Source organism: Paenibacillus tarimensis (genome assembly GCF_021532315.1).
GTDB classification, from domain to species: Bacteria; Bacillota; Bacilli; order Paenibacillales; family Paenibacillaceae; genus Paenibacillus_I; species Paenibacillus_I tarimensis.
On the sequence record NZ_JAKGAO010000014.1, the window covers coordinates 49,868 to 69,059 of the forward strand.

Genomic DNA, 19,192 nt, shown 5'->3' on the forward strand with positions numbered 1-19,192 from the left:
TTGGGGAATACGGTTTATGATGAGCTTGTTTTTAACTGCAGAGGAGGAGAAGAATGCTTACAACGCAGATGATCAAGGAAATGATGGTGGATGAGCAGCTGATTGAAGGATTGGATGCTGTTGCACATGAGGATGATGATCTCGTACGCAGCGGCATTATAGACTCGATTGGCATTATCAAGCTTGTGCTGTCTGTTGAGAGCAGGTACGGCCTGAAGGTGGAGGTGGAGGACATTCTGAAGGATGACTTCCAAACGCTTGGTGCAATAGCAGCTTTCTTCAACCGGTATGCCGCATAAAGCTGCTTCTGTCACTTATTATGAAGCAGCAGAGAGCTGGCAGGCTCGGCGAAATGATGGATGATTCAAGGAAAGCCGAGTGTCAGAACCGGCACTTTCCTATACTTTGATTATCGTGATTATGGGTAAAGGGGGTTACACAGTGGAGTTTAGATGGCCCTGTGAACGTGTGGTTTTAAATTGCCTGACATGCAAGGCGGGGGTGGATTTCTCCCATTCTTCAGGAACTTGTACCGGATGCGGCCAGCATTACCGGGTATTGGACGGTGCACCGGTCATGCTTGAGGAATCCGGTCATAGGGCGGAGCAGCCCATCCTCTCGGAGGCCGAAAGCCAGAGACAGGCAGTCAGGGAAATGTTCACGACAATTAATCATTCGCTTGAGGAGCAGGGGGTTTCCCGGTTTTCAACCTTTATTAATTTTGGATATGAGCCCCTGGAGGAAGAAGAGAGCAGCGCGGATAGGCACCAAGGGGTGAACGAAAGCTCGGTTCGCATGCTGCAGGAAGTAGTAAAGGGCTTTGAGCTGGATGGACGGGATATTTTGGAGGTTGGCTGCGGCAGAGGCGGAAACGTTAACTACATATGCCGTAGCAGCAAACCTAATCTTGCAGTGGGACTCGATTTGACAGAGGCCAATATATCATTTTGTCAGAACAACAACAGATATGAACAGCTGTACTTTTGCGTTGGAGATGCCGAGCAGCTTCCGTTTGAGCGGGAGTCCTTCGATGTAATTCTGAATGTGGAATCCTCCCACCTGTATCCGGATGTGTACGCCTTCTACCGGGAGGTTTACCGTGTACTGAAGCCTGGGGGTGCTTTTCTTTATGCGGATGCGCTGGATGTGCCGGTGTTTAAGGCCTGCATGGAGCAGCTGGAGGGGATGGGGTTTGAGGTAGTGCTGAAACGGGATATAACCGAGAATGTCCTGCGTTCCTGCAAAACCTCGCTCAAGAACCGTTATGCGGCGCTTTCTCGCGGGTTCCAGGAGGAAGAGGATAAAATTATGAATTGGCTCGCCGCACCGGGAACGGCCAAGTATCAGGATATGTTTACCGGGAAACGGACATTCCATATTGTGCAGCTGGTGAAACGGGGAAATTCCGTATGATGCTTTCAAGCCCTTCGGGGAAGCTCAGCCAGGAAACGAAGGAAGCTGTCAGGAGGATATCGGGCCAATTCAGGGAAACAGCAGCTCTGAATGATGCCAGCGACCGTTTTCCGGAAGAGAATATCCAGCTTATCGCAGCCCTTGGGCTTCATGCTGCCCCGCTAAGTAAACATGATGGCGGGCTTGATGCCGGGTTTGTCGAGACAAGCTGGCTGATTGCTGAATTTGCCAAAGGCTGCCCCTCTACAGCACTCTGTATGGCGATGCACTATTACACACTTGCTGCGCTTAAGGACAAGCTGCCCGAGGCGATAAGCGAAGAAGTATTGAGGGATGTTCAGCATAACCGAGAGTTCTTCTCTTCCTTCAACTTGGCGAATGTCACCACGTTCCACCCGGGCTTTGATTACCGGGACAGTGTAAGTGTAAAGATCAGGAAGGCCGACAGCGGGTATCTGATTAACGGATTCAAGAAGTTTGTATCAGCTGCCGAAAGGTTCAAATACCTGCCGGTCCTGGGAAGCCAGGAAGACGCAGGGAAGAGCTTCTATGGACTAACAGCCCTGTTGCTGCAGAAGAATGATCCCGGCGTAACGGTTGAGAAGACCTGGGATTTAAGCGGCATGCGTGCGACATTGAGCCATGATGTTTACTTCAAGGATGTCTGGGTTCCAGTGGACAGGCGGATCGGACGGGAAGGCTGCGGTCTTGAGGATACCTCCAATGAATATTACTGGTCAAGACTGGCCATCTCATCGGTGTATCTGGGCATCGCTCAGGCAGCCGTGGAGTATGCAGCGGATATCATACGCGCCAAGAAGGACTGGATTTCACAGAAGCCGGTCGCCACTATGCCAGGTGCGCAATTTGCCTATGCCGACCTTAGAATCAAGCTGGAAACGGCAGGCAGCCAGTTGCTGGCTTATGCCTCCCAGGCGGATGAGGAGCTCCGTCTGGGGAAATTTTCGAATGAGCTCTATCAGAAAGCGCTGATCACCAAGTATGTGCTGTCTAATACCGTGAATGAGATTGTCTGGGAGGCCATGCAGATGGAAGGCATACGTTCGCTGGCAAGAGGAAGCATGTTGGAGCGGTTGTTCCGGGATGCCAGAGCGGCGACATTCCATTACCCGTCTAACGATTTGTTGAAGGAAATGCTGGCCAAGACATCGCTTGGGATCGTATCGATCAACGGAAGATGGGGGTAGGAGCGGCTATGTCTAAAGTACGGCTGTATAAATCAGTGGAGTTTAGCGCTGCGCATCGCATGTACAACCGGGAGATGAGCGAGGAGAAAAACCGGGAGCTTTACGGCTCCTGCATGATGGACCATGGGCATAATTACCGTCTGGTCATCTGCCTGGAGGGGGAGCCGGATCCGGCCACCGGCATGTTCATTAATATGAAGGAGGTCAAGAAAGTGCTGCAAGAACGCATTGTGCACACGCTCGACCACCGTCATCTGAACGACGTGCCCGGTCTGCAGGAGCATGTTCCGACTCTTGAGGTGCTGGTAATCTGGATATGGGACCGGCTGAAGACCTGTCTTCCTGCCGGCTGTTTAAAGGAGGTTACACTTTATGAAACGGAACGGACCTATGCCAGCTATAGCGGACCAGAACTGTAATGGAGGCTTGAGATAATGGGAACCGTTCTGTTTCACCCGGATGATCTGCTGCGCTTTAAGGGGGAAAAGGCGGTTCTGCTGTTCTCGGGAGGGCTGGACAGCACGTATGCAGCCCTTCAGCTGGTTCGCGCCGGAATAGAGGTGCATGCCCTGCATGCCAATGTCGGTCAAAAGCATGACCCTTCCATTCAGCGCACGGCGGGGCAGATCGGGGTTTATCTCCGGACGGTGGACGTTAGGAGGGAGCTGTGCGACCGGTTTATCAGCAAGGGGATTTATGCTAATGCACTATATAACCGTTATCCGATATCATCAAGCTATACCCGGCCGCTGATCGCCGAGGAAGGTGTCCGTTATGCCAGGGAGATCGGAAGCAGACTGGTCGTCCATTCGGCTACGCCCATTCAGAACACGGCTTCCCGGTTTAATATGTCGGTGTTCGCCCTGTGTTCCGGTATTCATATATATTGTCCGGCCATTCTGCATTATATAAGCAGGGAGGAGAAGGCCGCGTACTTAAAGGAAGCCGGTATTCAATGCAGCGAGGGGATCGACGGGTATTCTGTAGATGAGAACTTATGGGCCCGGGTATTCGAAGGCGGACCGCTCGAATCTCCCGATTATGAGGTCCCTGAGCATTACTTCACCTGGACGGCCCCTAATACTCACAACCGTGAGCCAAGCTGCAAGATCAGCATCGGGTTTGAGGAGGGCAGGCCTTGCCGTCTAAACGGGGAACGGGTGGAACTGCCGGACCTGATTGCCAGGCTTAACCGGTCACTCGGCTCTTATGGAATCGGAAGGTACAACGGTTTCGAGAGCACCGCTTTTGGCATGAAGAACAGAGAGCTCCGGGAGGCGCCCGCGGCCTGTCTGCTCCATGAGAGTCACATGCAGCTGGAGGACATGATTTTGTCCGGGGATGAGCAGCGTGTTAAACGGATGCTGGATGCCGAATGGACAGGGCTGGTCGTTGCGGGCGGCTGGTTCAGCAAGCTGAAGAATGCCCTCGATTCGGCTATCGCCGACTTTAATCGGGATATTAGCGGAGAGGTCAACTGGCAGATTACTGAAGGCCGGAGTGTCTGTGTTTCGGTATCTTCCCCTGCTATGCAGTCCCCGCTTCATTATTCGGCGTTCTATAATGAATTTAAGCCATATTCGCTAAACAGCCTCTATCAGCAAATGAGCAGAAAGCATCGGTCACAATGACCGTGAGGCACAGCATAGGAACATCCCCTTCGAACCGGCACAGGTTAGGCCGAACCGAAGGGGGTGTTCTGCGTTCCATGGATTCTACAGGGGCAAGAGCAGATTGTGTTAGTAGAGTCCGCCGTCAACCTTGAGAATCTGTCCTGTGATGTAGGAAGCGGCATCCGAGAGCAAAAATAGCACAGTATCGGCAACCTCCGAAGGCTCAGCGGCCCGTTTTAACGGTATGCCTGCAGTAATTTGGTCTATTTGTTCGGGAGTTCGGGCAGACAGAATATCGGTATTCACATAGCCCGGAGCCACCGCGTTTACCCGGATACCCAGCTCGCCTAATTCCTTGGAGGCGGCCTTGGTCAAGCCATTGATGCCGGCTTTGGCGGAGATGTAATTGACCATGCCCGGCGCCCCCATCTCGGCGGTGATGGATGAAATGTTAACCATGCTGCCTTTTGAGCGGGCAAGCGGACGCAGAAATTTCTTGGTTAGATAAAAGGATGCGTGGAGATGGACTTGTATGACTTCATGCCATTGTTCCATCGACATACGCTGAATTGGCCGGTCCAGGGTATTTCCGGCATTGTTGACGAGGATGTCGAGTGCAGGACGGGGGCCTGAGCAGACGACTTGATGCAGATTCTCCAGCTGCTGCGGATCAAGGTGATTGCACGGAAGTGAATGAACTTCTCCCGGATAATCGCGGCATTCCTTCAGGACGGATTCCGCTGCCAGGGAGTCGGTGGAATAAGTAAAGAATACCGTGGCATTCGCCTCTGCGAGCCTGTTAACGATTGCTCTCCCGATCCCCCGTGATCCTCCGGTTACAACGGCTCTCTTGCCTGTAAAGTCCCATGTTGTTTGACGCATGATTATCTCCTCTCAAGAATGTTCGTGGGCGGTTATGCGGCTTATATAGACCGGGTGGTCGTCGGGGTCCCTGACAATGAAGCAGGTATGCCCATCATGGAAGGACATGATAGGCGAGGGGGAGGCGCCGGCTTCGAGCAATGAATGGTGGAAGCTCTGGATATCCGGTGTGCCCAGCGTCAGAATTGGATGCGGCTTCCCATGATGGTCAAACTGCAGGGGAGCAACATTCTCCACCCGCGCCATCGTCAGCTTGGCTCCCGAAGGATCAAGGCAGGAGGAGGCAAAATTGCCGTTAACCCATAGCAGACGAAACCCGAATGTGGTGGAGTACCAATGAATGGAGCGCTTCAAATTCGTAACCGGCAAAAACACACAGTGAATATATAAGTGGGGTGTCACGCTTGTTGTACCTCCCTTGCACTTTACTTGCCTGTATTTCTCGTTTCCGTTAACCGGTTCCGGTTAAACTTGCGCCTTACTTTCTGGCCTTGCCGGTTGTACAGTTCATTGCGGTACATCGTTACCATCTCCACGCTTGTCCGTACATAGTGGACGGCGAAGGCCCGGCGGAACTGATCATCTGTCTGATTCTGAAGCGAACCATGGAGCAGATTGCCGCTGAAGAATACGGCATCTCCAGGCTCCGTCTCCACATTGACTGCATGGTATCCTTCTGGCAGATCATTGGTGTAGTGATATAGACTTTCGTGGGGGCTAACTTTGCGGGGCTTCAGAAGATCAAGCTTGTGAGATCCCGGTAGAACGTACAGCCCTCCATTGCTGGGGCCGGACCGGTCGATACTGACCCAGGCGGTATAACAGGTATCAGGATAGGCAAACACCTCATGGTTATCCTGATGCAGATACAGCCCTCTGGAGGAGGGCGGTTTGTAGTAATACACCGACTGCAGGGCAAGCGGTTCCTCTCCGGTTATAATCTGGATCGTGCCTGTCAGACGGGGATCGAGCATGAAACGCAGTACCTCATCGTGATAGCGGTGATAATTTCCGATACGCGGGTACAGGCTCTCCAGCGGATATGCGGCATCCTGTACAATCTCACCTCTGCGCACCATATCCAGCCAGCGCCGCTCATAAACCTCGCGAAGGCTCTGAAGCTCCTCTTCAGAGAACAAGTTCCTCCTGACGAAGTAACCATGGGACTGGAAAAAGTCCAGTTCCTTACGGCTGATCCGTTCGTCCATAATGCAGCCTCCCTTCTTTGTGAATGGTTTCCATAATACGCTCTTCAAACCCTGAACGCTCTGGTTAAGTTGGGAAATTTGCGCCGAGTGAATGGGGGGAGCAGCAGGTTATGATGAGGTACAGCGAAGCGCACGGAAGAAGGAGTGAAGCCTAATGGATTGCTGTTCACATGCACTGCCCGTAGAAGTGAATCCCGGATTCGAGGTGGAATGTTATCACAATTTCCGGCTGAGCATCATATTGTCTTCTCCAGAGTTAAGACCCTGGTTCTACAGCCGCTTTGTCAATCTCACCCTGCAGTCGTATGAAGGCGAGCCATTTCCAATTATTCGGTTCGAGGACCATCTGGATGTGTATTCCGGTGTGCTTGATGAATCACCCTGCATGAGCGCGGAAGATGATGTCGTGAATAATATCAAAGCATTTCTGAAAAGCGGCCGCTATATGATCTTGTACCTGAACTGGAAGCATGTCCCGTCTTCCTCATTTTACGGGGGACAGGATATGATTCACGAGGCCTTGGTATACGGGTACGATGACCGCAGCCGGGAGCTGCAGATGCTCGCCTTTGAAGCAGGCGGGAGGGGCTATGGCCGCATTGCGTTAAGCTACAGCAAGTGCAGAGAGCTGTTCGGACGTCTTAGGGAGGAGAACTGGGAGAAACACCGGTGGTTTGCATACTACGGGTTTCCCTCCTCCAGCGTGAAGGTGGCTGAAGCCTATCCGGGCTTTGACAGCCGTAGCCTGTATTTTGCTCTAGAGAGGTCCAAAGCGGCGGCGGGCAGTAATCAAATGAAGGCTACCGGTGCAGCGGTTAACAGGCTGATGGCGGATTACTTCAGAGACAGGCAGGCTGATGGCGGAATGAATGAAGAAGCCTGCCAGGTGTGGGACACGATGAGCGGCAAGACTATTTTGCATAAAAAATTGATGCTGCAGCGTCTTGCCTACCTGCAGAGGGGAGGTGACGGGAAGCGTCTGTGGCCTGCAATGGAGCTGTACCGCAAGTCATATCAGGAAGCGCTCCATATGAATTGGGCGTCACGCCGCTACCGCAAACGTCCAGACCCGAAAGACTTGAAGACCATTGCAGATGGATATGACAGCCTGTATACCATGGAAAAGCGGGCAAATCTGCTGATTATGGAGTTTCTTGTACACAGGCAACTGAGCCATTTTGAAAGATAATTCGATAATGAGGAAATGAGGCGAATGATGGGGACCGACGAAAGGCTAATGGGCTGTGTGATGAACGTCATATCGCATCGCACCGGGCTCAATGACAACTCGAATTTGTTGAAGGCGGGCGTAGATTCTATTAATTTCATCCGGATCGTCGTTGCGCTCGAAGAGGAGTTCGGTATCGAGATTCCCGACGATGCAATCGTATTGGACAATTTCTCTTCCATAGCCCGTATACGAAGTTTGGTCTTAAGCTACAGTGAGGGGGCGGCAGGATAAGCATGGACATTGGGAATCAGGTACGGATGCTGATGAGTGTAGACGGATGCGGCATCCTGCAGGCCGGGGAGATTCAAGATACAAGGACGTTATATGACATCGGACTGGACTCGCTCCGGTTTATGGAGCTTGTTATTCTGCTGGAGGAACGATTCGGTATTGAACTGCCGGATGACATTCTGGAGGTTGAGCCGGAGACGATGGTTTCAGATATTATAGGGGCGGTGGAGGCTTGCCTGATAAAGAAGCGGGAGCAGTCTTCATATGGCCTGACAGGAGATGAAGCGAATGGTTGAAGCTTGGAAGGACTTTTTCCAGGAGGACTATCTGTTCTTCTCGGAGGTTATTCTGCATTCCGCCCGAACAGAGCGGGAGGTAAGGCAGCTGTCAGAGTGGCTGGCGCTGCATGAAGGTTCCGAGATTTTGGATCTTGGCTGTGGTCAGGGCCGCATTGCAATCCCTCTGGCGGTCAACGGCTATAACGTAACGGCTCTGGATGGATCGCCCGCAATGCTGGAGGCAGTAGTCCAGAGGGCCGAACGGGAAGGCGTCAAGCTCCGCCTGGTTCAATCTGACATGCGCGACCTGGATGAACACGGCCGGTATGACGCCGTAATCAATCTGGGCACAGCGTTCGGGTATGTCCCGCATGTGGAAGATGATGAGGCCATTATTGGCAACGTATATAAGGCGCTCAAGCCCGGCGGCCAATTTGTAATCGATACGGAAAACCGTGACTACAAGCTGAAGGGCCAGCTCGGAAGAAGCTGGTTCGAGATGAAGGGAGTCAAGGTGCTGTCTGAGCGCAGCTATGATGTGGTAAGCGGCAGGTGGCACGAGATCCTGACCTGGTCGCAAGGGGAGAAGGGGGTATCCCGTGTGCTTGACCTTCACCTGTATGCCCCTTCGGAGGTTGTGCAGATGCTGAAGAGAGCCGGCTTTGAAATCAAGGGGGTGTACGGCGGGTATGACCAATCGCCAATCGGCCTGGACAGCGAGCGTCTGATTGTTCACTGCCTGAAGCCGGGCGGAACAGGATCCGCTTCATGAGCTTGTTATCCTCCGTCATGGATTTGCTTCCCCATGAGCCGCCGTTTCGTTTCGTGACACAAGTAACCCGCTATCAATCAGGAGAGTGTCTGTATGCCTCCCATGAGTTTACATGGTCCGAGTCAGAGCGGATGGGCGGAGGAGAGGCAGTGCCCGAGGTTTGTCTGCTTGAAGGTCTGGCGCAGACTGCCGTATTGTTCACACAGCTGGAGACGTCGCCGCTGGAGAAATGGGAGTTTCCTCTGCTGGGACATGTTCATGCAGCGGTGCAGGGGGAGGCAGGATGGGGGACTCCGGTGAACTATGAGGTCAAGATGATACGGATTTTGGCCAAGCGTGCTGTACTGTCAGGATCGGTGTATACCAGCGATGGCAGAACATGCCTGGAGGCCACCTTGACAGTTGCTGTAGCCTCCGGAAGGGAGGAGTTATATGAAGAAGCTGCTGGATGCGGAGTCCTTTCAGATGTTCCCGAAGCCGTGGCGAATGATAGACCGGATAGTGGAAATCAGGGAACGGAGCATCAAGACGATTAAGCTGATATCCGCCAGCGATTATTACATTAAGGGCCATTTTCGGACGTACAGCGTTTATCCGGGCATGCTTTTGCTCGAAGGGGTGAAGCAGTCAGCAACCCTTCTAGCCTCATGCCAAGGAAGTTCCTGTTCTAGCCCTGTTCAGGCTGGCCTGATGGAAGAGCTCACCGTACGGTTTCTCCAGCCAGTCATTCCGGGCGATACGGTCCTGTTTGAGGTGAAAGCTGGGGAACGGTCAGGAGATACGGGCAGAGTCACGTATGAAGGCACAGGGACGGTTGACGGGTCTGCGATTCTCCGCGCAGCCTTTACGGTGCCGGAAAGGAACTGCGTATGTACGAGCACACGCTGGAAATAGATACGGAGCGGGGCAGGCTGGCAGCAGTGCTGCATTTGCCCTGCAGCAGAATGGGACGGCCACCGCTGGTTGTCTACTGTCCGGGCAAGAATGGGGAACGCTCCGATTCCCACCGGCTGGGTGTCAGCTTTGCGCGCTCGGCCGCAGCACAGGGAGTTGCGGTAATGAGGTTTGACTATTACGGCATGGGACTTAGTGACGGGGAATACCACCAGATGACCGTATCCACCAAGGTCAGTGATACGGTCGATGTCTGCCGTTATGTTGAAGGGCTCACTGATGTGGAGTTTGGCAGCACAGCCCTTCTGGGTTTTAGTGACGGCGCGCGCACAGCCTTGCTTGCTGCTAACCGTATCGGTGTGTCCCGGCTGATTTTGTGGAGCCCGCTGTTCCAGGAATGGGGCGGCGATTATCCGCTGGGAAGGCGGCCGCGTTTTATGAGACATCCGGCGGACGAGGATGCGCTTGTGCTGCCCTGGGCGGGATTATGGGTGGGTATGCCCTTTTACAAGGAACTCCAGTGCCTCGATATGAAGGAGCACATTCGAAGGTACAAGGGAACCTCAATTATGATCTATGGGGATGACGATCCCCTTGTGGCTGAAGAGCGTGAGCGTCTGAACACGTCCGATCTGTCCATCTACAGCGGCAGCAGAACACACAAGGTGCATGCCATGGAAGAAGCCGGACATTTGTTCGCTTCAGTTGAGCTTGGTGAACGGCTGATCGAGCATACCATACGATGGCTGTGTGACGGCAAGTATTAGCAGGGGGCGAGGAATCGGATGTGGACGCAAGTAAAGCTTGGATACGATCAAGGAATCTATGCTGCTGTTCAGCAGCCCTCATACGGTTCGGGTAGAGAAGGTCTCCTGGTCGTCACCTTCTCGGGTCTCGGGCAGTCCATGAGCGAGAGGGGCTTTCTGTTCTCGAGACTGCGCAAGCAGGTTGTGTCTGTCCCCTGCCGATATGTCCAGTTCGACTACCGTGGTCACGGAGACAGTATGGGCAGCTTTCAACAGGTTTCGGTCTCTTCCATGACCCAGGATGCTGTTGAGGTGCTGACTCATTACCTTGGCGAAGGTAATTACAGCAAGGTTATCTGCATCGGCCATGCTCTAGGGGCCGAGGTTGCATCCCGGGCGATGAAACAGATTGCCAAAGCCTTCCCGGGTATCGGTTGGATGAGAATTGCTGTCTCGCCCCCTTCGTGGACTATGACGGAGGCATCCGCTATGTTCGCGGGGGCAGCGCTGCAAGAACTGGCTGAAATGGGCTTCTTGGCAGCGGAACGGCTGTTTCCGGGAAAGGATTACTATGGTTTCACGGATTTCGACAGGATGCAGCTGGGATACTTGTCCAATTGGGGTGCCCATATCCAGCATATACACGGACAATTTCTATCATGGACACTCATCGAGGAGCTTGAGGAATACCGGGACTGCCGCTGCTTGACAGAGGGGCTTGGGGAGAGTCTCTGGGTCTGCGGGGCAGAAGACCGCACGCGTATAACGACAGCCGGGAAGGCGGGCTTCAAGGTGCTGATTCTGTCTGGTGTGAGCAGGTACTATGATCATGCATCAGCAGCGGATCGTGTCATTCATTGGATTACCGAAGAACTCAGGAAGCAATCGGAACTGCATCCAAGCCAGCTCAGTTAGGGCGTTAGGTCAGGAAAGGAGGAGGAGTATGCGTAGAACGGTAAGTAACTGGAGGCTGCCGAACGAATTTGGGCTGTCAGAGCGAACGCTGGACTGCCTGCAGCTCGCTGTCATGGAGGCTTTGTGGCGTGACGGCGGGCAGAAGATGATCCAGATCTTCCTGAATCCGTTCGACTGCATTCGGGTCGGCTTGTCCCTCCGGAGAAGCGAACCGGCGCTCCAGGCAGGTTATCAGCTGGTACGGTTCTCAGCGCCGGATGCCGGAGCTCTGGAGGAAGTAATCCGGTATCTGTTCGAGCGGGAAGGATACTGCATGCTCTTTTATCAGACTTGGGAGCATGAATTGTCCGCATACCGGGACAAATATAACCTTACCCACTGGTCATTCATCACGGATGTTGGGGATACGGAGCTGATGATAGCCGATTCCGCAGGCCACCCCGATTACTTCGCTAGGGGTACTACCGCAATTGTGCCTTGGAGGGACTTTCGGGCGGCATTCGAAAGAACCCGCAATTACGGAGCGGGATATGTGCGGCAGGAGGCAGGCTGCGGTGAGCCTTGGCCGGAGCTGCTCGACCACTTGCTTCAGGCATCGGTACATAACATGCGGGAGTGGGGCGGATTGCAGCAGATGCAGGAATTTGCCGAGAAGCTGGAAGGCACTTCAGTCAGTGAGCTTGTACTCCAGCTGGAGAGTCTGGAATTTGAGCTGAATTATTACCGGAAGCTGCGTGACCTCTGGAAAACAGCTGTCTTCAAGCAGGTTATTCCCAGGGATCGGACTCACGCCGGATGGGTACAGGCGTTAATGGATTCCTGTGAATGCTGGTCACTCGTTATGGGCGTGCTGATGAAGTGGAAGAGACAGCCGGAGCGCGACTACAAAGACAAGCTGGTGCACTATATGTGGGAAGTATATGACCGTGAGCAAACCATGTTTACGGCGATGGCGGAAACAGTAGGCAGGAGGAAGAGATGAAGAACATTTGGCATGATATTGCAGATATGCTCACTGGCCATTCATTGAGACTTGCTCCGGAAGAGAAGGTCTATGTCCAGGTTACAGGAGAAATCGGAGCTCTGCTCGACATGCTGCTGGAAAATATCTTGCGCGGCGGGGGGGTTCCTGTCCTGCGGCAGCGCTCTGTTGAGCAGGTGAAGGCTATTGTTAATTATTCCTCCGAAGAGCAGCTGAAACGGCTTGCGGAGCTGGATGCGCAGGAGATCACCGCCTCCGGCGCTTTTATCGGGATACAGGCAGAGGAGAACAGGTTTGAAATGAGCAGCTGTGACCAATCCCTCTACGGGAATTACGTGAAGCATTATCTGCAGCCTGTACAGCAGGCGATGGCCGGCCTGAGGAAATGGGTGCTGTTCAAGTATCCCACTTACGGAATGGCCCAGACAGCGGGAATGAGTCTGGGGGAATTGGCTGAGCTGTACCGGAAGTCCTGCTGCATCGATTATAGCAGCTGGTCCCGGAAGGCCGCTCTGCTCGGAGGGCGGCTCGATGCCGCCAAGCAGGTACGGATCGTTTCCCCGGGGACGGATCTCCGTTTCTCAATTGAAGGCATCCCCCACTATATCTGTGATGGCAAACATAATCTTCCGGATGGTGAGGTATTCACTGCACCGGTGGCAGGTACGGTAAGCGGCCGGATTGCCTTTAATATTCCGGTTCGGTATCTGGGTATGTCTCTCGGTGAGGTAACCTGCCGCTTCGAAGACGGCAATCTGGTGGAGGTTGAGGGTACGGGAGCGCAGCAGCTGCAGCAAATCCTTGGTGTTGATGAGGGGGCTTCACGGATTGGTGAATTCGGCATCGGTTTGAACCCTTATATCCGTAAGTCAACGGGAAGCCTGAACATGGATGAGAAGATGGCTGGCAGCATACATTTGGCCTTCGGTCAATCGTTTCCTATGGCGTATAACGGGAATGAATCCGCTATCCACCTGGATATGGTGCTTAGCCAGTGTCCTGAGGACGGCGGGGGAGAGCTGTATCTAGACGGTGAGCTTGTGCGGAAGGACGGCAGGTTTGTCGCACGAGACCTCCGGGTGCTTGACGATGCGTAGCGGCCATACCGGATGCAGAATAGCGGTGGTCAGCCAAAAACTGCTTGGCCATGCCATTCCCGCGCTTGGTATCGGACAAGCACTTGCCGAGCGGGGACATGACGTCTATTATCTCGGTCACTCCTCTCTTCGGCCTCTGGTAGAAGGAAGTCTGGTTAAGCTGGCTGAGATTGAATGGGGCGTCATTCCCACGGACTTCATCTTCGAAACAATGGAGGAAATCACTTGTGTATTGAGGCAGATCGGCGCGGAGCTTCTCATTACAGATTCTGCCATGGCGGCACCAGCTTACTGCGCTGAACTGCTGGGTATCCCCTGGGTCAGCTTCCAAACCTCTATACCGCTTCCCGACCGGCTTATTCCCGGGAATCCCTCTATTGTGAAGCGGGCCAGATCCCGTTATGAAGGCCAATTAAATCACGTTAGAACCAAAGCCGGCCTTCCGGCTCTAGCCGATGAAAGAAGAACGCGTGGTGATTTGGCGGGTATCTCCCCGCACCTGCACCTGGCGATGGTATACCCGCAGATGATTGAGCACTGGGAGGAACTCCCGGCGAATACCGAGGTTATAGGGGCTTGTGCCTATGCTCCTGATATTGAGCCGCTGGCTTCACCGGATGACAGCAGGCCATCGGTTCTAATCTGCAGTTCCTCGCTGATGAGAGTCGATTACCGGGCTATTATGCAGAATTACATTCATACAAGTCTTACAGCGCTGGAGGCTGCGCCCGTCAATCTGTTATTGTCCGAGCAGAACGGCTTGCGGCTCCGCAAACCTTTCCCTCCCAATCTCCATTTTTACTCGGAATATCCGGTCCACGACCGTCTCCTTCCCTTTTCCAGTGCGGCTATTACTCATGGCGGCTGTAATACCATTCAGAAAGCGATGCGGTTCGGAGTCCCAATGGTCATCATTCCATTAGGCGACGAACAGCCCCTTCTGGCTGAACGGTGCGTAAAGCTGGGGATCGCCATTATGATCAGTTCCGATGACATCAGCGAGGATAGCATGCGACAAGCCGTTGCCGTCTTATTGGAGGATCAATCGCCATACACACTGGCTGCATCTAAACTCGCTGATGACCTGAAAGCCGGCTGTCCCAATATACGTGGTGCCGAATTAGTGGAACGTGTGTTACGACATTAAAACAAGCGAGGAGTGTGAAAGCGATGTTTAGTCAGAAGCAGCTGATTTCCCTTGTAGAAGAACGCTGCGGTTTACAGAATTTGTCGCTGGACAGTGAGTTTGCCAAGATCGGTCTGGATTCGACCGCTATCATTGATTTGATGATTGAATTGGAAGTAATTCTTAACATTGACGTGCTGGACAACCGCCTTCAGCTGGATGAGATGATTCGGCTGGGAGATGTATATGAATATGTCCGCGGATTATCCGGTATGCAGTCCGGCAGTGCGAAATAAAGGTGGTAGAATATGGGCTGGCGGATACTTGCTGCAGAGGAAATGGAAGAGTTTCACCATAAGGGGTACCTCGTAGTCAGGCAGGCTTTGCTGCCGGATGAGACGGAGCGGCTGCGGGCTGAGCTGAGGCGGCTGTGGTTTATAAAATATAGGGAGACAGGGGTTGGACCGGATACGCGCGGAGCCAGCTCACCCGACCGGCTGTTCCCGCCTGTCCGCAATGTCCATGAGGAAAGCATGGTATTAAGGGAAGCAGCACTGGACGGCCGGATCCACCAGCTTATGGAGCAAGTTTTCGGTGAAGAAGCGCTGGTTGTAGGAGGAACAGGCTTTTATAAAGCGCCTGGCAGCAAGGAGCTGCCCATGCATCAGGATAATTACGATATTGGTGCTGCGCCTGGAACTTCCTGTGCTGCCTGGATCAGCCTTGATCATTCATCCGAGGAGAACGGCGGTATGCAGTTTGTCCCGGGAACCCAGAGCTTGGGGATGCTCAGGCCCCGAAACCCCGCCCGTTCATCGATTTATGCGCAGACTGTCCCTGTTCCGCAGGGTTATCCGGTTGAGACGGTCTGCACGGAACCGGGTGATATCATTCTGTTCAGCGGTGATGTTCTTCATGGTTCACATGCGAACACTACGGCAGACCGGTTCAGGATGTCTTATGTTATTCATTATGTCGGGGTCAGCACGGAGAAAATCTTCGTCCAGCAGGCAAGACTTCTCAACAAGCGGGGGGAGCGGGTGACACGGCGGCTGCATAAGGAGCATGCCATCAGGAAATTGTTCAGGGAGCCAGACGGTAATGAATAGCACGGAATGGCTGGTTACCGTACCGCTGATTGACAACGAACAGCTCAACTGCTTTGAGTCTACTGTGCTTACCCTGGCCGGTATGTGGAACAAGGAGCCTGTCATGCTGTTTGAGGGCGCATGGGATTTCCATTACGAACCGGCCACGGCCGGTGATTCAGATTCCGCCAAGCTGGGATTACGCGTGAAGAGCAGCACATTTGAGCCGCAGAGGAATCTGGAAGTGCATGTGGGCATCCGAATGGATGAATATCTTGATATTCCTGTCCCGGAAGGAGTAGCGCTTGCTGCCGGACAGATCAGACAAGGAACACCGGTGCTCTTCACGCTGGACGGGTATTATTGTCCCTGGCACCCGGACTTTGAGAGGAATCATGCTGATCACCTGTTTATGGTTACAGGTATAGATGTAACCAATGGATTCCTGATCTGTGCGGATCAAATGTTCACGAGGCAGTTGGTGAAACTCTCTTATCGAGGCCTTAAAGGTCTCAAGGTGGACTGCACGGTGTTCAGGCCGGTTCTTCCCGCCGAACCGTCACCCTCATGGGCTAAGGTATTAAGCAGGGAAATGTTCCGGAAGCTTAAGACAGGATTTGGGACGGGATGTTTCACGATGATGAGGCAGTTTGCCTGTGATGTCGGAAGCTTAACAAGCCTTAAGGAAGAGACGGATCACTATACCCGGCTGGAAACCTGCCCGCTGCTTGCTGCAATGACCAGACTGATGAATGGAAGGCTTAATTATGCGGCCTTGCTTGAACGTGCAGCCCGGGATTGCGGCAAGCAGGAGCTTCAGATGCATGCCAAGCAGCTTGGGGACGCGGCCCTGGAATGGAAGACGATTAGCAACCTGCTTCTCAAGACCTGCTTTCTTCCGAAGCCGGGCCCGGCATTCCGCAGGCTGGAGACAAGAATTCTGCGTTTAGCGGATCTGGAGGAGTCCATTGCCAGAGGCATTGAAAGCATAGTGCGGGATGATGCTTCTGAGGATGAATGTCACGTATAAGATAAACAGAACACAGAAAGCTGGACTGCCGCATAGAAGGCAGTCCAGCTTTTTTGCGGGTAACAGCGGTTTAATGAAGAAGAGATAATCAGTATACATAGCCCTTGTCTTTCCACGTAAAAATTGGTCCCTGTGTCGCTACCGCCTTGGGCTCCAGATTGAGTCTCCTTCTAATGCGGTTCCCCTGCTTATCGAGCAAGTAATTATAATTGACGCTGGTTCTCTCCAGACTAGCTCCTGCGTAATGTACCACGAAGGATTGCCTGAACCGGTTCTCTGTTGCATTGTTGTAGGATCCGTGAATAAGATTGCCATTGAAGAATACCATATCGCCCGGTTCAGTCGATAGGTCAACAATTTCGTACGATTCAGGAAGATCATAGATTTCGCTCAGCTCATACCGGTCCACATTGTGTGTGATATGCGGAACAACCAAATTGTAGGTGTGCGTTTTGGGGATGACATACAGCCCCCCGTTCTCCCGGTCGGATGCATTGACACTTAGCCAGGCAGAATAGGTGGTACCGGGTGCGATGCCCATGTCATAGTTGTCCTGATGGATTGGAATGCCGCGTGTTTTGGGAGCTTTAATATAATAAGTGCTCTGCACAACAACAGGCTCTTCCCCGATTAAGTCCTCTACAATGCCGGTAATGGCTGGATGGACTGAGAACTGGCGCACATAATCGCTGGTACGGTAATGATCTCTTAAACGGGGGAAGAGGCTGTCGATCGGCTTCTCCGGCTTCTGAACAATCTCCCCTGCTGCCAGCATGTCAAACCAGATTTTTGTGTATTCGTTGGTGAGTTCCTGCAGTTCGTCTTCCGCGAAAACCCCCTTTTTTAGCAAATAGCCCTGCTCGTGATAAAATTCCAGCTCTTCCTTGGTTACGAGTGCCGGCATGGTGCAACCCCTTTACAGTAGATTTCCTCTATTCTAATCCCCGTCATGACCGGGCTGCTCGGCTTAATGCATACTGGTGACAAAAGCAGAGCGGACAAGGCGGTCCAACTGGTATATTCGCTAGTAAGAAGAACCATGACATGGAGGCGTTACAGGTGGAGCTGCAGCAGTTCTTACATGCTTTGGGCACGCACAGAGGTCCGTGCATCCTGCTGGACAATGGCGGGCAAATCTCGTACGAGGCGATATGGGAAGCCGCGGAATTTAATGCCGGCTTGCTGCGAAAGGCTGTCCGCGGCGGGACTGCGGGACGGCTGATTATGCTGCTGGATATATCCCTCGGATGGAAATGTGTTCCCCTTCTGCTGGCGGCTTTCAAGCTAAGAGCGGTAACAATTCCTGTAGATCCGGGCGGCAGGCCGCATCTGTTCCGCAGCATAAGAGCCAGGTTTCCTGAATCCATTCTGATCGGCCCGGAGGATGTTAATGCATCGGGGAAAATGGGGTACAGCCCGGCTCCGTCTCTGCAAGCCGTGCATTCCGCTGAGTGGAAGGATACCGGGGTCGTGCTGTTCACTTCCGGCTCCTCGGGAACGCCGAAGGGCGTTATGCTCTCATTCCGGAATATTCTCAGCAATGTACAGTCCATCCTCCTCTATTATCCTCTGGGTCGACATGACAAGGTCTGGATTAGCAGACCGCTGACTACCCCTTCTGCCATAACCGGTGAACTGCTGACTGCTCTGGCAAGCGGCAGTTCAGTTTATATCAGCCAAGGACGGTCACCCCTAACTGCTGTTAAGCAAATCGAAACGCTTGGGCTTACGAGAATGTGCACGACGCCGACATTGGCGGCGTTGATAGCAGGCAAGCATACTGTCATGAATATATCAAGCTTAAGGACAGTTGTGTTAAGCGGTGAGGTTCTGCACGAAGGGCTTTACGGCAGGATCAGCAGCCAAATGTCTGGGGTCAGAGTGTGGAACGCATATGGCATGACAGAAGCGTCCCCGCGGATCAGTTGTTATACCGGTGATACCCCATTTACATCAGGCTGCGTAGGGTTCCCTCTACATGATGTTTCCGTACGAATTGTGGATGAACAGGGGCAGGAACTGCCTGACGGTGAACAGGGAGAGCTAATTGTTCGCGGCCCCAATATCATGCAGGGGTATCTTGACAATCCGGAGCTGACGAACGGGGCAATCCGTAACGGCTGGCTGTACACAGGCGACAGCGCCTGTGTTGTTAAAGGCAGAATCATTATCGCCGGCAGGCGGGATCAGATGATGATCCGCGGAGGCGAGAATGTGTACCCCGAAGAAATACAAGGGGTCATTCTGGGATGCCCGGGAGTAGCGGGGGTACAGGTCAGGCAAGACCAGAAGGATCGCAGGATTCATGCCATAGTAGCTGCTGCCGGAGAAGTAAGTGAGGGTGAGTTGTTCCGGTATATCCGCTTAAATGCTGATTCCAGATTGTGGCCTGACCGGATATCAGTGGTAGAGAGCCTTGTGCCAAATACGGCGGGGAAAACCCGCAGAAGATAGTGGGCAGGGGTAATCATTAGAGGA

The 19,192-nt window shown here is 53.2% G+C and carries 24 protein-coding genes; 20 read left to right on the forward strand and 4 right to left on the reverse strand.

The genetic code is table 11. The features are described 5' to 3' along the window. The first annotated feature begins 53 nt into the window (after positions 1 to 53). The 5 genes from L1N82_RS16265 (at position 54) to L1N82_RS16285 (ending at position 4,252) form a co-directional block, all read left to right on the forward strand. Positions 54 to 299, forward strand: a complete 246-nt coding sequence (locus L1N82_RS16265) for a phosphopantetheine-binding protein (protein ID WP_235288511.1) — start codon at positions 54 to 56, stop codon at positions 297 to 299. Between the two features lie 142 nt (positions 300 to 441). Beyond that, a complete protein-coding gene (locus tag L1N82_RS16270) occupies positions 442 to 1,413 on the forward strand; it encodes a class I SAM-dependent methyltransferase (RefSeq protein WP_235288512.1) in 972 nt (323 codons plus the stop codon). Continuing rightward, on the forward strand, positions 1,410 to 2,621 hold the full coding sequence (locus L1N82_RS16275) for an acyl-CoA dehydrogenase family protein (RefSeq protein WP_235288513.1): 1,212 nt from the start codon (positions 1,410 to 1,412) through the stop codon (positions 2,619 to 2,621). The genes L1N82_RS16270 and L1N82_RS16275 overlap by 4 nt, the downstream gene beginning before the upstream one ends. An 8-nt stretch (positions 2,622 to 2,629) precedes the next feature. Continuing rightward, positions 2,630 to 3,040, forward strand: coding sequence for a 6-pyruvoyl trahydropterin synthase family protein (locus L1N82_RS16280; RefSeq protein WP_235288514.1), 411 nt, complete (start codon positions 2,630 to 2,632; stop codon positions 3,038 to 3,040). A gap of 15 nt (positions 3,041 to 3,055) precedes the next feature. Continuing rightward, positions 3,056 to 4,252 carry an argininosuccinate synthase domain-containing protein gene (locus tag L1N82_RS16285; RefSeq protein WP_235288515.1) on the forward strand — a complete coding sequence of 399 codons (1,197 nt, stop codon included), beginning with the start codon at positions 3,056 to 3,058 and terminating at the stop codon, positions 4,250 to 4,252. 108 nt (positions 4,253 to 4,360) lie between these two features. Here the strand turns inward: L1N82_RS16285 and L1N82_RS16290 are convergent, their stop codons facing one another. From L1N82_RS16290 to L1N82_RS16300, 3 genes are read right to left on the reverse strand one after another with little or no spacing between them, the layout of a single operon-like run. Then, positions 4,361 to 5,116 (reverse strand): SDR family NAD(P)-dependent oxidoreductase, encoded by a 756-nt coding sequence (locus L1N82_RS16290; protein WP_235288516.1) that lies wholly within the window; start codon positions 5,114 to 5,116, stop codon positions 4,361 to 4,363. A 12-nt stretch (positions 5,117 to 5,128) separates the two neighbouring features. Continuing rightward, positions 5,129 to 5,518: a VOC family protein gene (locus L1N82_RS16295; protein ID WP_235288517.1), complete on the reverse strand. Its 390-nt coding sequence runs from the start codon at positions 5,516 to 5,518 to the stop codon at positions 5,129 to 5,131. 23 nt (positions 5,519 to 5,541) lie between these two features. Further along, a complete protein-coding gene (locus L1N82_RS16300) occupies positions 5,542 to 6,324 on the reverse strand; it encodes a phytanoyl-CoA dioxygenase family protein (RefSeq protein ID WP_235288518.1) in 783 nt (260 codons plus the stop codon). Between the two features lie 154 nt (positions 6,325 to 6,478). On the opposite strand from L1N82_RS16300, the gene L1N82_RS16305 reads away from it, so the two are divergent. From L1N82_RS16305 to L1N82_RS16370, 14 genes are read left to right on the forward strand one after another with little or no spacing between them, the layout of a single operon-like run. Next, on the forward strand, positions 6,479 to 7,513 hold the full coding sequence (locus L1N82_RS16305) for a hypothetical protein (protein WP_235288519.1): 1,035 nt from the start codon (positions 6,479 to 6,481) through the stop codon (positions 7,511 to 7,513). Positions 7,514 to 7,537: 24 nt separating this feature from the next. Further along, entirely contained in the window at positions 7,538 to 7,786 is a 249-nt protein-coding gene (locus tag L1N82_RS16310) for a phosphopantetheine-binding protein (protein WP_235288520.1), read from the forward strand. A gap of 2 nt (positions 7,787 to 7,788) precedes the next feature. Continuing rightward, positions 7,789 to 8,082, forward strand: a complete 294-nt coding sequence (locus tag L1N82_RS16315; protein WP_235288521.1) for an acyl carrier protein — start codon at positions 7,789 to 7,791, stop codon at positions 8,080 to 8,082. Next, positions 8,075 to 8,836 carry a class I SAM-dependent methyltransferase gene (locus tag L1N82_RS16320; RefSeq protein WP_235288522.1) on the forward strand — a complete coding sequence of 254 codons (762 nt, stop codon included), beginning with the start codon at positions 8,075 to 8,077 and terminating at the stop codon, positions 8,834 to 8,836. The genes L1N82_RS16315 and L1N82_RS16320 overlap by 8 nt, the downstream gene beginning before the upstream one ends. Continuing rightward, positions 8,833 to 9,372 carry a hotdog family protein gene (locus tag L1N82_RS16325; protein WP_235288523.1) on the forward strand — a complete coding sequence of 180 codons (540 nt, stop codon included), beginning with the start codon at positions 8,833 to 8,835 and terminating at the stop codon, positions 9,370 to 9,372. The genes L1N82_RS16320 and L1N82_RS16325 overlap by 4 nt, the downstream gene beginning before the upstream one ends. Then, the gene (locus L1N82_RS16330; protein ID WP_235288524.1) at positions 9,323 to 9,730 is read left to right on the forward strand and encodes a 3-hydroxyacyl-ACP dehydratase FabZ family protein; all 408 of its coding nucleotides are present in this window, start codon (positions 9,323 to 9,325) and stop codon (positions 9,728 to 9,730) included. The genes L1N82_RS16325 and L1N82_RS16330 overlap by 50 nt, the downstream gene beginning before the upstream one ends. Then, complete coding sequence (locus L1N82_RS16335) at positions 9,706 to 10,497, forward strand: alpha/beta hydrolase (protein ID WP_235288525.1); 792 nt, start codon at positions 9,706 to 9,708, stop codon at positions 10,495 to 10,497. Before L1N82_RS16330 ends, L1N82_RS16335 begins: the two co-directional genes overlap by 25 nt. Positions 10,498 to 10,515: 18 nt before the next feature. Continuing rightward, the gene (locus L1N82_RS16340) at positions 10,516 to 11,391 is read left to right on the forward strand and encodes an alpha/beta hydrolase (RefSeq protein WP_235288526.1); all 876 of its coding nucleotides are present in this window, start codon (positions 10,516 to 10,518) and stop codon (positions 11,389 to 11,391) included. 28 nt (positions 11,392 to 11,419) lie between these two features. Then, on the forward strand, positions 11,420 to 12,373 hold the full coding sequence (locus L1N82_RS16345) for a hypothetical protein (RefSeq protein ID WP_235288527.1): 954 nt from the start codon (positions 11,420 to 11,422) through the stop codon (positions 12,371 to 12,373). Further along, entirely contained in the window at positions 12,370 to 13,470 is a 1,101-nt protein-coding gene (locus L1N82_RS16350; protein WP_235288528.1) for an aminopeptidase, read from the forward strand. The genes L1N82_RS16345 and L1N82_RS16350 overlap by 4 nt, the downstream gene beginning before the upstream one ends. Next, positions 13,463 to 14,617 carry a glycosyltransferase gene (locus L1N82_RS16355; RefSeq protein WP_235288646.1) on the forward strand — a complete coding sequence of 385 codons (1,155 nt, stop codon included), beginning with the start codon at positions 13,463 to 13,465 and terminating at the stop codon, positions 14,615 to 14,617. Before L1N82_RS16350 ends, L1N82_RS16355 begins: the two co-directional genes overlap by 8 nt. A 23-nt stretch (positions 14,618 to 14,640) precedes the next feature. Then, a complete protein-coding gene (locus tag L1N82_RS16360) occupies positions 14,641 to 14,892 on the forward strand; it encodes a phosphopantetheine-binding protein (protein WP_235288529.1) in 252 nt (83 codons plus the stop codon). Positions 14,893 to 14,904: 12 nt separating this feature from the next. Continuing rightward, positions 14,905 to 15,705: a phytanoyl-CoA dioxygenase family protein gene (locus tag L1N82_RS16365; RefSeq protein WP_235288530.1), complete on the forward strand. Its 801-nt coding sequence runs from the start codon at positions 14,905 to 14,907 to the stop codon at positions 15,703 to 15,705. Continuing rightward, entirely contained in the window at positions 15,698 to 16,714 is a 1,017-nt protein-coding gene (locus tag L1N82_RS16370; RefSeq protein ID WP_235288531.1) for a hypothetical protein, read from the forward strand. Before L1N82_RS16365 ends, L1N82_RS16370 begins: the two co-directional genes overlap by 8 nt. Before the next feature lie 88 nt (positions 16,715 to 16,802). Here L1N82_RS16370 and L1N82_RS16375 read toward each other — a convergent pair whose 3' ends face one another. Continuing rightward, positions 16,803 to 17,618 carry a phytanoyl-CoA dioxygenase family protein gene (locus L1N82_RS16375; protein WP_235288532.1) on the reverse strand — a complete coding sequence of 272 codons (816 nt, stop codon included), beginning with the start codon at positions 17,616 to 17,618 and terminating at the stop codon, positions 16,803 to 16,805. A 140-nt stretch (positions 17,619 to 17,758) separates the two neighbouring features. Between L1N82_RS16375 and L1N82_RS16380 the strand changes: the two genes are divergently transcribed. Next, positions 17,759 to 19,168, forward strand: coding sequence for a class I adenylate-forming enzyme family protein (locus tag L1N82_RS16380; protein ID WP_235288533.1), 1,410 nt, complete (start codon positions 17,759 to 17,761; stop codon positions 19,166 to 19,168). Positions 19,169 to 19,192: the final 24 nt, after the last annotated feature.

Bases quoted from the DNA above. Each gene is read 5' to 3' on its own strand.
- L1N82_RS16265 (WP_235288511.1), top strand. From the start codon at position 54: ATGCTTACAACGCAGATGATCAAGGAAATGATGGTGGATGAGCAGCTG.
- L1N82_RS16275 (WP_235288513.1), top strand. From the start codon at position 1,410: ATGATGCTTTCAAGCCCTTCGGGGAAGCTCAGCCAGGAAACGAAGGAA.
- L1N82_RS16280 (WP_235288514.1), top strand. From the start codon at position 2,630: ATGTCTAAAGTACGGCTGTATAAATCAGTGGAGTTTAGCGCTGCGCAT.
- L1N82_RS16285 (WP_235288515.1), top strand. From the start codon at position 3,056: ATGGGAACCGTTCTGTTTCACCCGGATGATCTGCTGCGCTTTAAGGGG.
- L1N82_RS16290 (WP_235288516.1), bottom strand. From the start codon at position 5,116: ATGCGTCAAACAACATGGGACTTTACAGGCAAGAGAGCCGTTGTAACC.
- L1N82_RS16300 (WP_235288518.1), bottom strand. From the start codon at position 6,324: ATGGACGAACGGATCAGCCGTAAGGAACTGGACTTTTTCCAGTCCCAT.
- L1N82_RS16305 (WP_235288519.1), top strand. From the start codon at position 6,479: ATGGATTGCTGTTCACATGCACTGCCCGTAGAAGTGAATCCCGGATTC.
- L1N82_RS16310 (WP_235288520.1), top strand. From the start codon at position 7,538: ATGATGGGGACCGACGAAAGGCTAATGGGCTGTGTGATGAACGTCATA.
- L1N82_RS16315 (WP_235288521.1), top strand. From the start codon at position 7,789: ATGGACATTGGGAATCAGGTACGGATGCTGATGAGTGTAGACGGATGC.
- L1N82_RS16320 (WP_235288522.1), top strand. From the start codon at position 8,075: ATGGTTGAAGCTTGGAAGGACTTTTTCCAGGAGGACTATCTGTTCTTC.
- L1N82_RS16325 (WP_235288523.1), top strand. From the start codon at position 8,833: ATGAGCTTGTTATCCTCCGTCATGGATTTGCTTCCCCATGAGCCGCCG.
- L1N82_RS16330 (WP_235288524.1), top strand. From the start codon at position 9,323: ATGATAGACCGGATAGTGGAAATCAGGGAACGGAGCATCAAGACGATT.
- L1N82_RS16335 (WP_235288525.1), top strand. From the start codon at position 9,706: ATGTACGAGCACACGCTGGAAATAGATACGGAGCGGGGCAGGCTGGCA.
- L1N82_RS16340 (WP_235288526.1), top strand. From the start codon at position 10,516: ATGTGGACGCAAGTAAAGCTTGGATACGATCAAGGAATCTATGCTGCT.
- L1N82_RS16345 (WP_235288527.1), top strand. From the start codon at position 11,420: ATGCGTAGAACGGTAAGTAACTGGAGGCTGCCGAACGAATTTGGGCTG.
- L1N82_RS16350 (WP_235288528.1), top strand. From the start codon at position 12,370: ATGAAGAACATTTGGCATGATATTGCAGATATGCTCACTGGCCATTCA.
- L1N82_RS16355 (WP_235288646.1), top strand. From the start codon at position 13,463: ATGCGTAGCGGCCATACCGGATGCAGAATAGCGGTGGTCAGCCAAAAA.
- L1N82_RS16360 (WP_235288529.1), top strand. From the start codon at position 14,641: ATGTTTAGTCAGAAGCAGCTGATTTCCCTTGTAGAAGAACGCTGCGGT.
- L1N82_RS16365 (WP_235288530.1), top strand. From the start codon at position 14,905: ATGGGCTGGCGGATACTTGCTGCAGAGGAAATGGAAGAGTTTCACCAT.
- L1N82_RS16370 (WP_235288531.1), top strand. From the start codon at position 15,698: ATGAATAGCACGGAATGGCTGGTTACCGTACCGCTGATTGACAACGAA.
- L1N82_RS16375 (WP_235288532.1), bottom strand. From the start codon at position 17,618: ATGCCGGCACTCGTAACCAAGGAAGAGCTGGAATTTTATCACGAGCAG.
- L1N82_RS16380 (WP_235288533.1), top strand. From the start codon at position 17,759: ATGGAGGCGTTACAGGTGGAGCTGCAGCAGTTCTTACATGCTTTGGGC.